This window comes from Campylobacter sp. P255 (genome assembly GCF_003627915.1).
Taxonomy (GTDB): Bacteria; Campylobacterota; Campylobacteria; order Campylobacterales; family Campylobacteraceae; genus Campylobacter_D.
Genome location: NZ_NREN01000005.1, coordinates 100,802 through 115,078 on the forward strand (window position 1 = coordinate 100,802; position 14,277 = coordinate 115,078).

Annotated in this window: 14 protein-coding genes; all 14 read right to left on the reverse strand. The window is 33.3% G+C overall.

Annotation, left to right across the window (positions count from 1 at the left end; translation table 11 throughout):
* Positions 1-6: 6 nt before the first annotated feature.
* The 14 genes from nuoH to CKA54_RS04000 all read right to left on the reverse strand — a co-directional run bounded on the left by nuoH (position 7) and on the right by CKA54_RS04000 (position 14,082).
* Positions 7-1,005 carry an NADH-quinone oxidoreductase subunit NuoH gene (gene nuoH, locus CKA54_RS03935; RefSeq protein WP_120760162.1) on the reverse strand — a complete coding sequence of 333 codons (999 nt, stop codon included), beginning with the start codon at positions 1,003-1,005 and terminating at the stop codon, positions 7-9.
* Positions 1,002-3,449, reverse strand: coding sequence for an NADH-quinone oxidoreductase subunit G (locus tag CKA54_RS03940; RefSeq protein ID WP_120760163.1), 2,448 nt, complete (start codon positions 3,447-3,449; stop codon positions 1,002-1,004). Before CKA54_RS03940 ends, nuoH begins: the two co-directional genes overlap by 4 nt.
* Entirely contained in the window at positions 3,446-4,162 is a 717-nt protein-coding gene (locus CKA54_RS03945; RefSeq protein ID WP_120760165.1) for a hypothetical protein, read from the reverse strand. The genes CKA54_RS03940 and CKA54_RS03945 overlap by 4 nt, the downstream gene beginning before the upstream one ends.
* The gene (locus tag CKA54_RS03950) at positions 4,159-4,386 is read right to left on the reverse strand and encodes an NADH-ubiquinone oxidoreductase subunit E family protein (protein WP_043020234.1); all 228 of its coding nucleotides are present in this window, start codon (positions 4,384-4,386) and stop codon (positions 4,159-4,161) included. The genes CKA54_RS03945 and CKA54_RS03950 overlap by 4 nt, the downstream gene beginning before the upstream one ends.
* On the reverse strand, positions 4,383-5,609 hold the full coding sequence (nuoD, locus tag CKA54_RS03955) for an NADH dehydrogenase (quinone) subunit D (protein WP_120760167.1): 1,227 nt from the start codon (positions 5,607-5,609) through the stop codon (positions 4,383-4,385). The genes CKA54_RS03950 and nuoD overlap by 4 nt, the downstream gene beginning before the upstream one ends.
* Before the next feature lies 1 nt (position 5,610).
* Positions 5,611-6,402 (reverse strand): NADH-quinone oxidoreductase subunit C, encoded by a 792-nt coding sequence (locus CKA54_RS03960; RefSeq protein WP_120760169.1) that lies wholly within the window; start codon positions 6,400-6,402, stop codon positions 5,611-5,613.
* A complete protein-coding gene (locus CKA54_RS03965; RefSeq protein WP_039619352.1) occupies positions 6,402-6,899 on the reverse strand; it encodes an NADH-quinone oxidoreductase subunit B family protein in 498 nt (165 codons plus the stop codon). The genes CKA54_RS03960 and CKA54_RS03965 overlap by 1 nt, the downstream gene beginning before the upstream one ends.
* Positions 6,878-7,297 carry an NAD(P)H-quinone oxidoreductase subunit 3 gene (locus tag CKA54_RS03970; protein ID WP_120760171.1) on the reverse strand — a complete coding sequence of 140 codons (420 nt, stop codon included), beginning with the start codon at positions 7,295-7,297 and terminating at the stop codon, positions 6,878-6,880. The genes CKA54_RS03965 and CKA54_RS03970 overlap by 22 nt, the downstream gene beginning before the upstream one ends.
* Positions 7,298-7,416: 119 nt before the next feature.
* Positions 7,417-8,085 (reverse strand): ATP-binding cassette domain-containing protein, encoded by a 669-nt coding sequence (locus tag CKA54_RS03975; RefSeq protein WP_120760193.1) that lies wholly within the window; start codon positions 8,083-8,085, stop codon positions 7,417-7,419.
* On the reverse strand, positions 8,069-8,842 hold the full coding sequence (locus tag CKA54_RS03980) for an ATP-binding cassette domain-containing protein (protein ID WP_120760173.1): 774 nt from the start codon (positions 8,840-8,842) through the stop codon (positions 8,069-8,071). Before CKA54_RS03980 ends, CKA54_RS03975 begins: the two co-directional genes overlap by 17 nt.
* Entirely contained in the window at positions 8,839-9,615 is a 777-nt protein-coding gene (locus CKA54_RS03985) for an ABC transporter permease (RefSeq protein WP_120760175.1), read from the reverse strand. Before CKA54_RS03985 ends, CKA54_RS03980 begins: the two co-directional genes overlap by 4 nt.
* Positions 9,608-10,546: an ABC transporter permease gene (locus CKA54_RS03990; RefSeq protein ID WP_172586668.1), complete on the reverse strand. Its 939-nt coding sequence runs from the start codon at positions 10,544-10,546 to the stop codon at positions 9,608-9,610. Before CKA54_RS03990 ends, CKA54_RS03985 begins: the two co-directional genes overlap by 8 nt.
* Positions 10,547-10,557: 11 nt before the next feature.
* Positions 10,558-12,093 carry an ABC transporter substrate-binding protein gene (locus CKA54_RS03995; RefSeq protein ID WP_120760177.1) on the reverse strand — a complete coding sequence of 512 codons (1,536 nt, stop codon included), beginning with the start codon at positions 12,091-12,093 and terminating at the stop codon, positions 10,558-10,560.
* Between the two features lie 45 nt (positions 12,094-12,138).
* A complete protein-coding gene (locus CKA54_RS04000; protein ID WP_120760179.1) occupies positions 12,139-14,082 on the reverse strand; it encodes a BCCT family transporter in 1,944 nt (647 codons plus the stop codon).
* Between the last annotated feature and the right edge of the window lie 195 nt (positions 14,083-14,277).

Below are 14,277 nucleotides of genomic sequence, written 5' to 3' on the forward strand. Positions count from 1 at the left end.
TTTTCCTTATATCACAAGCACTAAAGCGCTAATTAATAAATTTAAAACCGCCAAAGGTATTAAAATCAAATAGCACATTCTCATCACTTGGTCAGGGCGTAGTTGAGGAAATGCCCCTCTAGCCCAAAAATACCAAAAGAACACAAAAGAAACCTTCAAAAGCATCATGATAGCTCCTGGTATAATCCAAAAGTCATTAAATCCACCTAAAAATAAAAGCGATATCATGATTGCGCCCGTAATCATAGCAGTATATTCACCAATAAAAAACATACCCCATCTAAGACCGCTATATTCAGTACCATATCCTGAAACAAGCTCGGTTTCATTTTCACTTAAACATAGCGGGGTTCTATTGGTTTCTATGAAAATAGCTATAACAAACAAAACAAAAGCAAGAGGCTGTTTAAAAATAAGCCAAGAAAGTATACCATCGCTTTGATAGTTATTAATATCCACCAAAGATAAGGATCCAACAAGCATTACCACACACACCAAAGAAAGCCCCGCAACACTCTCATAAGAAATGATGGACACAAGTCCTCTAGCACCACCTAGCAACGACCATTTATTATTACTTGCCAAACCACCCAAAAAAATCGCATAAAAGCTAACTCCCCCCATGCCTATAACAAAAAGCAAAGCAACATTAATATCAGCAATAATAGGGCGAATAACTCTACCAAATAAAGTAAATTCAGGAAAAATAGGGATAGCTGCGATTGCTACAAAAGCACAAATTGCTGCAATCAATGGAGCGATCAAAAATACCACTTTTTGAGCATAAGTTGGAACAATATCTTCTTTGGTAAAAAGCTTAATCATATCAGCAACCACTTGAAGCAAACCAAAAGGACCTACCATATCAGGCCCTAAACGACGATGAAACAAAGCCAAAGCTTTTCTTTCAAGATAAGTTGCCAAACCCGCCAAAGTAGCAAAAATAGCTATAACAAGCACACATTTAACAATCGTTTCTATAATAAAAAAAGTAATATCACTCATATTTTAGCTCCTGCTTTTTCAAGCCAAACTTTCACATATCGCGCATGCTTAAATAAAGATTTATAATCAATCTTACTATCATAGTCTCCTAAGTATGCAGCATTTTCTAGCAATTCATCACACTTGACACTAATAGCGACTTGAGTTTTTTCATTTTTCAAAATCACACTATCATTTTGACTTAGTTCAAATTTTTGCATTAAATCAGGAGATAAAAATAAAACCCCAACCTCGTTAAAGGCTCTATTGCTAAGCTTTGAAAACTGATAAATGCTGTTTGCATGATATAAGGTTAAATTTCCCTCATTTTGCATTTGCGCTTCTTGTGCTACTAAGACTTTTTCAAACTCAAAATGAGAAAAATCAAGCTCATAGCCTCTATGATTTATACCTCCATTATCATAGTAATTTTCCAAATCATCAAATTTGATTGCTCTAAAGCCTTTATTTTGCGGTAAAAGCTGGGTATAGTTGATCGTAAATTCTTCATCAAAACCTAGAGCATTTGCTAAATCATTTAAAAAATATCCTTTAAATTCTAAAGCTGCATTCGTAGGCACCAATCTTTTATCATAATTAACAAAACTACCTTCTTGTTGATTTAAACTAGAACTCGCAAGATCTCCTTCATAAGAAAAACTAAAATCACCTTTTTCATTATAACCTAGTGTCTTTCCTGCTTGAAGATCTTGTTTTAAATCACAAATCAAACTCACACCTAAAGTATTGGTGCAGGTTGGATTTAAAAAGACTTTAAAATCAGTATATTTTTGCACCATAGCGCAAAGCTTTGCCAACTTAGCACTTTGTTCATCATAGTAAAAATCACTTCCAACAACAAGCGTAAATTTTTGTTTTTTTGCAAGCAAATTCTCGAAAATATCCTCATCAATACCAAGAAGTTTTGCATAGCTTGATCTTTGCACTTCAATGCTTTTTTTCACCTTTTTAGGTACAAGTTTTTTCACTTCTTCTATAATGGTTTGACCATCTTCATTTTGCTTTTCTATTTTCTCTATTACTTCTTCATTGACTGTTTCTTCTATTTCTTTTGTATCTTGATAGTACGCTTTTTCTAACTCATTTTGAAGTTCAACCGGAAGCTCTTTTGCAAATTTTTGCAAAATAAACATTAAAATACTTTCATTGTCTTTAACATCATGATTGACTTGTAAGAAATTTTTAGAGTATTTGTCTATGCCTTTATCTCTTATAGGGTGAAAATAAAACCCTGCTCCTTTATTCATCACCAAAGCATTGTTGACTTTATATCCTAAAGTTGGAGCATCATAACGTAAAAATGAACCTGCGATGATTAAAAAGTCACTTTGCGTGATATCGTTTGAATTTGCGTTGTACATTGCGTTTGCGTTTTGATAAAAACAAGCTAGAAAATCTTGAAATTTTTTAGCCTCATGGTTTATAAGATGAAGATTAAATTTCTTGCTTAAATTTTGCAAAATCAAAGCTTCTTCATTAGTGATAAAGCTATTAAAAACAATATTTTTTATTTCATCATTTTTTATCATATTAACAAGTTTTTCAAAAGCTTTTTCATCTTTGGTTTGAATTTCATTTTGAGTGTTAAAACCATATCTTGCGGCTTTGTTTAAAGTAGCAAAGGCAAAGTCGTTACTTACTCTATAAATTTTCTCTTTTTGATTATTAATGCTAGTTTGTTTGATATCATAATACATCAACTCACAATCACTCGAATGTGGATTGCTAGCTGGAATTCTTTTTAACTCCCAAATATTGGATGTATACTGAAAAGCCGACCCCACCAAAGCCCCGGTAGGACATACACTTGTACACTCTCCACAAAAAGAACAATCAAGCACATCGCCATTACTTGGCGCAATTAAACTTTTTTGAAATTTAGTCCAAATTGCAAGTGCATCTTTACTCATACTCTCTTTAAAACTTGCATCAGGTGCGCTTGCTCCTCTTGGAGTAGTTTTTAAAGCACTTTCGCCTATTTTATCTTTGCATACCGTAATACATCTTTCACACACAATACATAAAGCCGGATCGTAATTAATCTCGCCCCATTTTTTATGCTCTTTATGAGTATCTTTGATCCAGTAATTTTGCACATTTACTCTTGCTTTATGCGTAAAATTTTGAAGTTCACATTCGCCGGATTTATCACATACTCCACATTGCAAAGGGTGGTTAATGCAATAAGCTTGCATGATAGCATTACGCTCATCCCATAAATTAGGCAAATCACTTTCTACAACCATACCTTCTTTTACTTTGGTATTACACGAATAAACCTTTTTACCATCAGCTTCTACCATACACATACGACATGCAAGTGTCGGGGAACAGCCATTTAAATAACAAATAGCAGGAATGAAAATATCATTTTTTCTTGCGACATTTAAAATATACTCACCTTCGTTTGCTTCGCATTCTATACCATTGATGATGACTTTCATTTTATAACCTTAATTTGAGCTTTTGAAAAAGCAAAAGTAGTACTTTCATAATCTAGCAAAGCTACCGTGCCTTTTAACTCTTGATCGATTTTTATTGTTGTTGTAATTTCTTGTTGGTTTAGTCTTATTGCTATTGTGTCTTGATCTTTAACTTTAGCAATCAAGGCAAAAGATGAAGAACAATGAAGCTCTTTGTCTTTTAAAGGTGTTTGCATAATGATAGTTCCATCAAAATTATCCAACTCTAAAAGCTCAGTAAAAGAATTTTGTACTTGCAAGTTTTCTTCATTTTCATTAGAACAAATCAGCAAAAGATTAAATTTACAGCAAAGCTTTTCTAAAAAATATTTGATATTTTCAAAATCTTTATGTTGATATAAGTTTTCATCAAAAATAATGCATTTTGCTTCTTTTAAAAAATCCAAAATTTCCAAAGCTTCTTCTTCGCCAAAACAAGATTCAGCACTCAAATATCCCTCATCAAGCTCATTAAATTCATTTTCTATACTCATCTTGCAAAGCAAAGCAAGCACAAAAGACACACTTGCGATTTCACATTTATAAAAATTTGCTTTTAAGTTTTTATCTTCTATACAAGAGATATTGTAGTTTTTACTTTGACTTAATTTAGCACAAAGCGAAGGATTTTTTAAAGAAAACAAATCCACAAAGCACAAAGCATTTAAACCTTCTTGGTATTTTGCTAATTTCATTGTCCTACCTTTTTCAATACTATAGTCCAATCCACCTGATTGAATTTTAAAGAATTCAAAAGTTCGCAATTTTGCTCTTTTACAAAGGCAAAACTTTTTTCCACATTAGAAAAGTCTCCTATCTCAAACAAAACCACCAAAACTTCACCTATATAAGCATTTTGAATGATTTGTTTTAAATCTTCAAATAAATTTTGACTTTTTCTTAAATCTACACGTCTCATCGGTCTATCTCACCTAAAACTATATTAATACTTCCTAAAATAGCCACCGCATCAGCCAAATAAGACCCTACAAGCATTTCTTCCAAAAACGCACAGTGAAAAAAGCTAGGAGTTCTAGCTCTTAGTCTATATGGCCTACCGCTACCATCTGAATGAATAAAAAACCCAAGCTCGCCTTTAGGACTTTCAGTGGGCACGTACACCTCTCCCTTGGGTGGTTTTAAACCTTGAGTTACCAAAACAAAATGTTGCATTAGTGAGTAATTTTGTGTCATGATTTGCTCTTTAGAGGCACTTACATACTCAGGGTGATTGCATAAAATTTCAGGCGGGGTATCTTGATAAAGCTTAGCACATTGGGTTAAAATTTTCAAGCTTTCTCTAAATTCTTGCATATAAACCTTATATCTTGCGTAAGAATCACCCATTTTGGCCACAGGCACACCAAAGTCTACCTCATCATAAAGCAAATACGGCTCTTCTTTTCTAATATCATAAGCAATGCCACTTCCTCTTAGCATAACCCCACTACAACCCCAACTTAAAGCTTGTTCTTTACTTACAACACCTACATTTTCAGTTCTTGCACGCCATATTCTATTATCATCAAGCAAGGCTTCATAATCTTTTATATCATTTGGAAATTTATTGCAAAATGCTAAAAGCTCATCTAAAAAACCTTCAGGCAAATCAAGCATTACCCCACCTATTCTCATAGAAGAATGTGTCAATCTTGCACCACAATACTTTTCTATCAAATCAAGCACATACTCACGCTCTCTAAAGCAGTATAAAAATACCGTCATCGCGCCAATATCAAGCGCATGTGTAGCAAGCCATAACAAATGCGAAGCAATGCGGTTTAATTCAAGCAAAATCATTCTTATCACGCTTGCTCTACGTGGGATCTCCAAACCACACAGTTTTTCTACAGCAGCCACATAAGCATAGTTGTTTGCGCTTGCTGCGATATAGTCCATTCTATCTGTTGTTGGGATAAACTCTTGATAGATCATATTTTCAGCCATTTTTTCCATACCACGGTGCATATAACCTATACAAGGAGCAGCTTTGGTGATTTCTTCTCCATCAAGCTCTAAAATAAGGCGTAAATTTCCGTGCGCGCTAGGGTGTTGAGGCCCAAGGTTAACGATCATCGTGCCATCTTCACGCTCGAAGCTTATATTTTCATAATAAGGTTTTAATTTAGTAGAAATTTGCATTTTATCTTCTCTTGTCTAAAAATTTTGCTTGCGTTCTTTTAGCTTTTTTTACAAAAGGCACGCCACCTTCTTCTTGATACTCTTGCAAGTACTTCTCTTCTCTTGGAGCTTCACCCTTGCCAACCTCATGATAAATTCTGCTAAAGTTTAGCGTGTCTTTTTCATCCACAAAACCTGGATCCCTATTTTCTTCGCCCACTACCTCGCGGTATTCTTTTCCAAAAATTTTATCTATCTCATACCATTTAGCAAATTCATCACCATGCAAAGGATAGCTTTTTAAAAAAGGATGTCCATACCAATCATCAGGCATTAAAAGTCTTTTTAAATTAGGATGGTTGATAATGAAAATTCCAAACATATCATATATTTCTCTCTCGCACCAATTAGCCCCTTTAAAAACACTCATAACGCTTTGAAGTCTTTCTTTTAAACCAACAAAGGTTTTCACTCTCACTCTTAAATTCTTCTCCATATTTAAAAGCTGATAATACACTTCAAACCCTTGTTTTTGTGCGACAAAATCAAGCGCACTTGCATCATTAAAAGCTTCATAGCCTAGTTTTTTCAAGCAACTTAAAGTAGCAACATTATCATCTTTGTTTATTTCAATCACCCAAAAATCAAGCTCGATAAAAGAATTTTTTAGTTCAAATTTTTGGCTTAAAATTTGATGGTCACTTTCAAAAACACTACCTTCTACACTTAGTTTTTTAGTCACAGGCGCGTGGTAAAATCTATCTTCATAATAATTTTTTAATTGGGCATTTTTTTTATCGCTGTATTTTCTCATTATATAAGCCTTTTTGGAGCGATTTTTCTACTCGCTTTTTCTTTGCGAATTCTTTTTTGTAAAATCATCAAAGCAAATTGAAAAGTTTCAGGCCGTGGAGCACAACCTGGCACGTAAATGTCCACCGGAATGATTCTATCAACCCCTTGGACAGTAGAATAGGTATTAAACATACCACCGGTATTTGCACAAGAACCCATAGAAATAACCCATTTAGGATCAGGCATTTGATCGTAAAGTCTTCTTGTAAATTCGGCGTGTTTTTTACTTAAAGTGCCTGCTATAATCATCACTTCAGACTGTCTTGGACTTGCTCTAAAAATCGTTCCAAATCTATCAAAATCATATCTTGCGCCACCTGCTGCCATCATCTCAATAGCACAACAGGCAAGCCCATAAGATAACGCCCATAAAGAATTACTTCTTCCCCATTGGACTAGTTTATCAACCGTAGTTAAAACAACTGGCGCATTGCTCATTTTTTGATACTCTGCCATGCGAATGCTCCTTTTTTATAAGCGTATAAAAAGCCTATTGCAAGTAATAAAATAAAAACAAACACTTCCACTAAAGCAAATAAAGACAAACCGTATTTTGAAAGCTCTGCGGTTAAATCTTTAAAAATCACCGCCCAAGGAAATAAAAACACCACTTCAATATCAAGTAAAATAAAAATCAAAGCAAAAACAAAAAATTGAGAATTGATTTTATTTGCTTGTTTTGAAGCCATAGGTCCGCACTCATAAATTCCTAATCCTAGTTTTTTTCTATTATGAGAGGCAAGCTTGGAGCCTATTTTTGAAGAAATATATACCAAAGTAAAGAATATCACACTTGCGATAATAAGCATCGCAAAGATACCAAAATACTGATGCTCTATGGTTGCGTGCGTCATAGTAAAACCTTTTATTCATACATAGTTAAATTTTATTTTACTTTAACTTAGCTATATAAAAACTTATTATCAAAAAAATAAATTTTTGAGTATTTCAAAAAGAAACAATTTTTATCTTTTTACAAAAGCACCTTCTTGTGATACAAGCCTTGCAAGGTTTTTTCCTGATGAGAAATAAATATATAAGTAATATCATGTGTATTTTGAAAATAACGCAAATAATTTAATATGTTGTGTGCAGTTGGGATATCTAGCGCCGTTGTGATTTCATCTAAAATTAGCAATTGTGGTTTTAAAAGCAAAGCCCTTATTAGACCTAATCTTTGGCTTTGTCCGCCACTTAGCTTAGAAGAGTTTAAATTTAAAATATCTTTTTCAAGTTCAAAAATATCAAAAAGCTCAAAAAGCGCTTCAAAATCAGGCGAAATCTTGAAGTTATCATATACATCAAGCAAAAGTTTTTTAACGCTTTTATAAGGATTTAAAGCGAGTTTTTGATCTTGAAAGATGTATTGAATTTTTTGGCGTAATTTTCTTTGCTTATCAAAGTCTAAACTAAGTATATTTTTGCCATTAAACAAAACCTCGCCAGAATTTGCATTCTCAAGCATACAAAGAATTTTAGCTAGTGTGCTTTTACCACTACCACTTTCGCCACAAAGTAATAAATTTTCGTTTTTATGTAAAGAAAAACCAACATCTTTAAAAACGAAAATTTCTTCCTCTTTTAAATACCAATGTTTTTTAAAACGATAAGATTTACTTAAATTTTTAACTTCTAAAAGCATTTTCATTCTCAAAAAAACTAAATAATTCTTTAGCAAAAGCACCCTGTGGATTACTTAAAAAATCTTTCACAGGCATTTGATAAAGCAAAGTTTTATCTTCCATAATGGCCACCTCATCGCAAAGTTCTTTAGCTAAATGTATATCATGGGTTATAAAAATGAGATTTTTAAATTGTGATTTTAAGTCTTTTAAGATTGCGATGATTTTTTCTTCATTTGCCTTATCTAGTGAACTTGTGATCTCATCACACAACAAATACTGCGCCCCGCTAAGCAAAGCTAATGCTATTTGAACACGCCTTGCCATGCCACCGCTTAGCTGATATATAAAAGAATGCCACAAAAGATCATGATTTTTAAGTCCTAAACATTCAAAATAAAAAAAAGCTTTTTCTTTGATTTCTTTTGTGCTTAAACTCGTATGAGTTTTTAAAACTATATTAAAATAATTCCCTATATCTACAAGCGGATAAAAACTCCCATAAACATCTTGAAAAAGCAAGCTAGCCTTTGATCTTAATACATTCAGTTCTTTTTCTTTTAAATTTAATACATCTTGATCGTCAAGATAAAGTTTTTCAGCGTGCAATAAATAACGTTTATCAAAAAGTCTAATCATACTTTTTAAAAATAAACTTTTTCCCGATCCACTTTTGCCCATAATAGCTAAAGCTTTGCCATCTTCTAGTTCTAACTTTACATCTTTTAATAAAACTTGATCTTTAAAGCTAAGGTTTAGACAAGATACTTCTATCATGCTTTATTCTCTTCTTGCAAATCATTGCCCAAAGCAAGCAAAGGCAAAATAAGTATCAGTATAAAAGCCACAGGGAAAAATATCATCCACCAAAAACCCAAAAAAACCGCTTTGCTTGCTTCATTAAGCATATTTCCCAAGCTTGGAGTCCAAAGCTCTACCCCTAAACCAAAAAAACTCAAAGTAGCCTCGCTTGTAATCGCATGAGCGATATTTAAAACAAAAAGCACAAAAAGCAAATTCCAACAAGCAGGCAAAAGCTCACTAAATAAAGCCTTCATCTTACTAGAACCTAGTACGATAGCATTTTGATAAAATTCAAGTTTTTGAAATTTATTTAGTTGGGTATCAAGCACTTTTGCTACAAAGGAAAAATGCCCCAAAGCAATGATAAAAATCATACTCCACAAAGATCCTGCCAAAAAGCTTTGAAAAAACATAATCACAAGCAAAGAAGGTAAAGCTAAAAGCATATCAAGTACCCTTGCAAAAAACGCATATGCAAAAAATCTTGTTAAAAACACATAAACACAAGCAAAAAACACACTAAAAAATGCCGCCATTATCCCTACAAACAAAGAAACACGCAAAGCATATAAAATACGCGTAAAAATATCTCTACCAAGTAAATCTGTACCAAAGATATACGCTAAATTCGGCGCCATTTTAGCCTTGCTTAAATCCACATAATTGGGATCATAAGGACTTAACAAAGGTGCAAAAAGTGCCAAAGCCACACTTAACAATATCGCTACTACACACAACCTACGCATTTGCAAACCTTGGATTGATCATTTTGCAAACTATCTCTACAAGTAAATTTACAAACACCACAATAATAATACTAAAAACCACCACAGCCAAAACCACTGGATAATCTTTAAACAATATACTTTTAATCACTAAATTTCCTATGCCCTCATAGGAAAAAACACTCTCGATAATATAAGTCCCCATTAAAAAACTTACAAAAGAAGCTCCAAAATATGCGAGTATAGGTACCATCGCATCTTTTAACACAAAATGCAAATAAATTCTTCTTTTACTTAACCCTCTTGCAAAAGCACTCTCTATGAAGCTTTGATTGAAACTATCAATCAAACTTGTTCTTATAAAACGCACAAAAACCGCTAAATGAGAAAGCACCAAAGCACATACAGGCAAAAACAAATGCCACAAGCGATTAAACACATCATCTTCAAAACCAATATCTGCAATCGCAGAACTTGGAAAAAGTTTAAAAAATACCGCAAACACTAAAATCAGTATCAAAGATAAAGAAAAAGCAGGTAAAGCAAAAAAACTCATCGTTAAAAAAGTAATGCCCTTATCTAAAAAACTATCTTTATAAATCACACACAAAAGCGCCAAAAACAAAGACAAAATAAAAAGCACGCTAAAAGCTAAGCCTCCAAGTATGAGTGTATAAGGGAGTTTTTCTTTTAAAATTTCGCTTACTTTTTCTCCGCTGATCAAAGAGTAGGAAAAGTCGCCTTTTAAAGCCTTAAAAGCCCAATTTTCATACTGCTCTAACAAAGGTTTGTCTAAATTTAAATTACGCTCGATTTCTTCTTTTATCTTTAAGCTAGTACCTTGTGGCACACTAGCAAATACCACACTTCCTTTAGCATGATAAACCATCACAAAACAAAGAAAGCTTGCAAAAACTATCAAAAAAAACGCCCATAAAAGGCGTTTTAAAATGAGTTTTAGCACTAATTTTTGCTCCACTCATAAGCATTCCACGTAAAGCCCACTCCATGATGACCTAAAATATGTGGTTTTATACCATGGATATTTTTGGCAAAAACTAAAGGATAATCAATATAAGCGATAAACAAAAACGCAGGATCTTCATATAAAGCGTGGATAAATTCTTGATAATATTTTTTTCTTTCATTTATATCAAGTGAGTTTCTAGCTTTTTTTAAAGCCTCATCAACTTTAGCATTGTGATAATGTCCAAAATTCCACCCACTTGAATTCAAAGCACTATCTTGAGAACTCTCAAAAACCCTAAAGGTGTGAAAATCAGGATCATAAGGACTGCCCCAACCCACCAAAAAGCTATCAATTTTCGTATAGTCAAAACTTCCACTTGGCTTAGCTACTGCTTTTGCTTTTATACCAAGCTTTAAAAACTCACTTTGTAAGATATTCACCAAAGCTACTCTTAAAGGATCTTCACTCATAGCATACATTTCAAAACTTAGCTCTTTGCCGTCTTTTTCTAAAATGCCATTTTTGTTTTTTACAAAACCTGCTCTAGCTAAAAGCTCATTTGCTTTCTTTACATCATAAGTATAACTTGCAAATTTTTTAGGGCCCGCCCATGACTTCTCTAAAGGGTGGCTAGCTACCTTTCCAAAAGAATGCAAAAGAGAATTTATAATAGCTTGCTTATCGATAGCATAATTCAACGCCAAACGCACATTTTGATCTTTTAAAAATTCATGATCAAAGTTAAACATTAAAGCACGGTAATCAGCCGAAGGCTCTACAAGCATTTTAAAATTTGGATCGTTTTTAAAATCAGAAGCCAAAGCAAAATCCACCAAAGCCACATCAATAGAACCATTTTTAAGTTCAATCGCGCTAATACTTGGATCTTTAATATGTTTTAATATAAGCTTTGGTGTTTTTACCTTTGCTAAATGGTAGTTTTCATTTGCTTCTAAGATCATGTACTGACCTTGCTTCCACTGTTTTAACTTATAAGCACCCGTTCCTATGGGCATTTGATTAAATTTAGTGGTGTTTAAATTTTCTTTTTCAAGCAAGTGTTTTGGCAAAATACCCACACTTAAAGCATCTAAAAAAGCGGGGAAAGGCTTTGAAAGAGTGATGATTAGATGATAATCATCGATGATTTTTACTGCTTTAACTGCGTCAAAATTTACCTTTGAAGGAGAATTGAGTTTTTCATCTTTTAAGGCATTTATGCTAAATTCTACATCTTTGGCACTAAATTTCACCCCATCATGCCACGATACATCTTTTCTTAACTCAAACTCATATGTCAAGCCATCTTTGCTAACCTTCCAAGCACTAGCAAGATCAGGCGCTAACTTCATATTTTCATCAAAACGTGTCAATCCTGAAAACACAAGTGCAATCGCCACATCATGATCCTCACTAAAAAGCGGATTGATACGCTCTGGTTCATTTTCTACCGCGATGATGATCGTATCATTTGGCGTAGCGGCAAAAAGATTGAACGCACAAAAAAACATAAACAAAAAACGTAACATTCTTAACCTTTCTCATACAAAGATAAAATGTAATTATAACGCTTTTTAATCATAAGCTTTGGTAAAAATTTCATTTTTATCATCAAATAAAAGCTGCAAATATCGTTCGTATTGTTTTAGTATATCCACGATGATTTCTTGTTCGTTTAAATACTCTATATTGTAGCCATTACGCGAATCTGCAAAAAAAGTTTGCGGCTCGAAAATAAACTCTTTAGAGTAAGTTGGCATAAATTTATCATCGATTATGCTTTGGCTTGCTTGTTTTTTTACCACTTGTACCCCATAAATAAAGTCTTTAGCAAATTCTTTTTTGATGGTCAAACTAATGCTTGATTTTTCTTGAATGATTTGCGTTTTTAAACCATAATCTTTTAAGCTTTGGCTTAATTCTTCCATGGCATTTTTAACTTGAATGCTTAAAAATCTTTGTATGTCTTGTTCTTTGCTTTGTTTTAAAATTCTTGCAAGTCTTTCTTGCCAAAAGTCTCCTGAAAAATACACGCTACTTTGGCTTAACTTCGTTAAAGAGTAGTTTACATCTACGATTAAACCTTTTAGTAGCGAAAAACACATCAAGCACAGTAAAAACGCAAAAGGCAACGCTACGATCATTGTGATATTTAAGATCGCACCCAAGCCACCTGAATAAAGCAAAGAAGTAGCCAATAATGCAAGCACAAAACCCCAAAGAATGTTTTGCCATTTATAAGGCTCACTTGCCCCGCCACTACTTAAAGAATTTAACACAAATATCCCGCTATCTGCTGAAGTGATAAAAAATAAAGCTAAAACCAAAAGCGCAAGCAAAGAACTAAGATAAGAAAAAGAAAAATTATGCAAAAAATAAAACAACAAACTTTCAGGAGTGGAAGTATACGGGCTTAAAACATCGTTAAGATTTAATGCGCTATTGCCAAAAATACTAAACCAAAGTATATTCAAGCTCGTTGGCACCACAAGTACACCAAAGATAAATTCCCGTATCGTTCTACCGCGAGAAATTTTAGCGATGAAAAATCCCACAAAAGGCGCCCAACTAAGCCACCAAGCCCAGTAATAAATAGTCCAGTTATTAAACCATTCAATATGCTCTTTTTCATAATAATAAGTCTTAAAACTCAAAGCGATTAAATTTTGCAAATAATTGCCAATATTAGAAGTAAACTGCGAAAGAATTTCTACTGTCTCGGTTGAAAAAAGTACAAAGAGCATTAAACATACTGCCAAAACCAAATTTGCTTCACTTAAAATTTTCAAACCCTTTGTCAAACCACTAATCGAAGAAAGTGTCGCCAAAGAAATGATAATGATAATAATCACACTTTGTTCTAAAAAGCTTTGTTCGCTCAAAATTCCTAAATTTAAAAAACCCGCATTCAATTGTGAAGCACTATAACCAAGCGTAGTACTAATACCAAAAACCGTTACGATCAAAGCCAAAACATCGACCAAATTTCCCCAAAAACCATAAATTTTTTCTTTCAATAACGGATAAAACGCACTACGCAAACTTAATGGCATTTTATATCTAAAACCAAAATACGCCATAGCTAAAGCACACACTCCATAAACTGCCCACGGGTGAATACCCCAGTGAAAAATCGTATGCAACATCGCATCTTCATCACTTGTTTGCAATGCTTTTTTATGTATGAGAGGTTCAGCCACACCAAAGTACATAAGCCCCACACCCATACCCGTAGCAAAAAGCATAGCAAGCCATGATGTAAATTTAAAACGAGGTTTTTCATCATCATCACCCAGCTTAATATCGCCAAATTTTGAAAGTGCAAGCGCTAGCATAAAACACACGAAAAAACTTACACTCAAGATGTAAAACCATGAAAAATTTGCAAAAATACCACTTTTAATGTGATTGATAAAATCATTTGTCACCTTAGGCAAAAAAATACAGCTAAGACTTAAAATGATAATCACGCTAATACTTGGTATAAACACTGCTTTTTTAAAACTTGTTTTTATCATGAAACTCCTTTTTTGTTGTTTTGATTTATTAGCGTCTTTTTTTACTATGTCAAAAAACATCTTAAATACTACTAAATTTAAAAATAGCCACCATTACGCTAAAATTGTTATTTGCTTACATATCTTGCAGTTTGTGTTGATTTTGCAGTTAAAATGATTTTTGTTCCAATCAATCAAGAATTTACACTAAGTGTA

What these genes read in the sequence shown, in the direction of transcription:
- nuoH (WP_120760162.1), bottom strand. Translation starts at nt 1,005, where the DNA reads ATGAGTGATATTACTTTTTTTATTATAGAAACGATTGTTAAATGTGTG.
- CKA54_RS03940 (WP_120760163.1), bottom strand. Translation starts at nt 3,449, where the DNA reads ATGAAAGTCATCATCAATGGTATAGAATGCGAAGCAAACGAAGGTGAG.
- CKA54_RS03945 (WP_120760165.1), bottom strand. Translation starts at nt 4,162, where the DNA reads ATGAAATTAGCAAAATACCAAGAAGGTTTAAATGCTTTGTGCTTTGTG.
- CKA54_RS03950 (WP_043020234.1), bottom strand. Translation starts at nt 4,386, where the DNA reads ATGAGACGTGTAGATTTAAGAAAAAGTCAAAATTTATTTGAAGATTTA.
- nuoD (WP_120760167.1), bottom strand. Translation starts at nt 5,609, where the DNA reads ATGCAAATTTCTACTAAATTAAAACCTTATTATGAAAATATAAGCTTC.
- CKA54_RS03960 (WP_120760169.1), bottom strand. Translation starts at nt 6,402, where the DNA reads ATGAGAAAATACAGCGATAAAAAAAATGCCCAATTAAAAAATTATTAT.
- CKA54_RS03965 (WP_039619352.1), bottom strand. Translation starts at nt 6,899, where the DNA reads ATGGCAGAGTATCAAAAAATGAGCAATGCGCCAGTTGTTTTAACTACG.
- CKA54_RS03970 (WP_120760171.1), bottom strand. Translation starts at nt 7,297, where the DNA reads ATGACGCACGCAACCATAGAGCATCAGTATTTTGGTATCTTTGCGATG.
- CKA54_RS03975 (WP_120760193.1), bottom strand. Translation starts at nt 8,085, where the DNA reads ATGCTTTTAGAAGTTAAAAATTTAAGTAAATCTTATCGTTTTAAAAAA.
- CKA54_RS03980 (WP_120760173.1), bottom strand. Translation starts at nt 8,842, where the DNA reads ATGATAGAAGTATCTTGTCTAAACCTTAGCTTTAAAGATCAAGTTTTA.
- CKA54_RS03985 (WP_120760175.1), bottom strand. Translation starts at nt 9,615, where the DNA reads ATGCGTAGGTTGTGTGTAGTAGCGATATTGTTAAGTGTGGCTTTGGCA.
- CKA54_RS03995 (WP_120760177.1), bottom strand. Translation starts at nt 12,093, where the DNA reads ATGTTACGTTTTTTGTTTATGTTTTTTTGTGCGTTCAATCTTTTTGCC.
- CKA54_RS04000 (WP_120760179.1), bottom strand. Translation starts at nt 14,082, where the DNA reads ATGATAAAAACAAGTTTTAAAAAAGCAGTGTTTATACCAAGTATTAGC.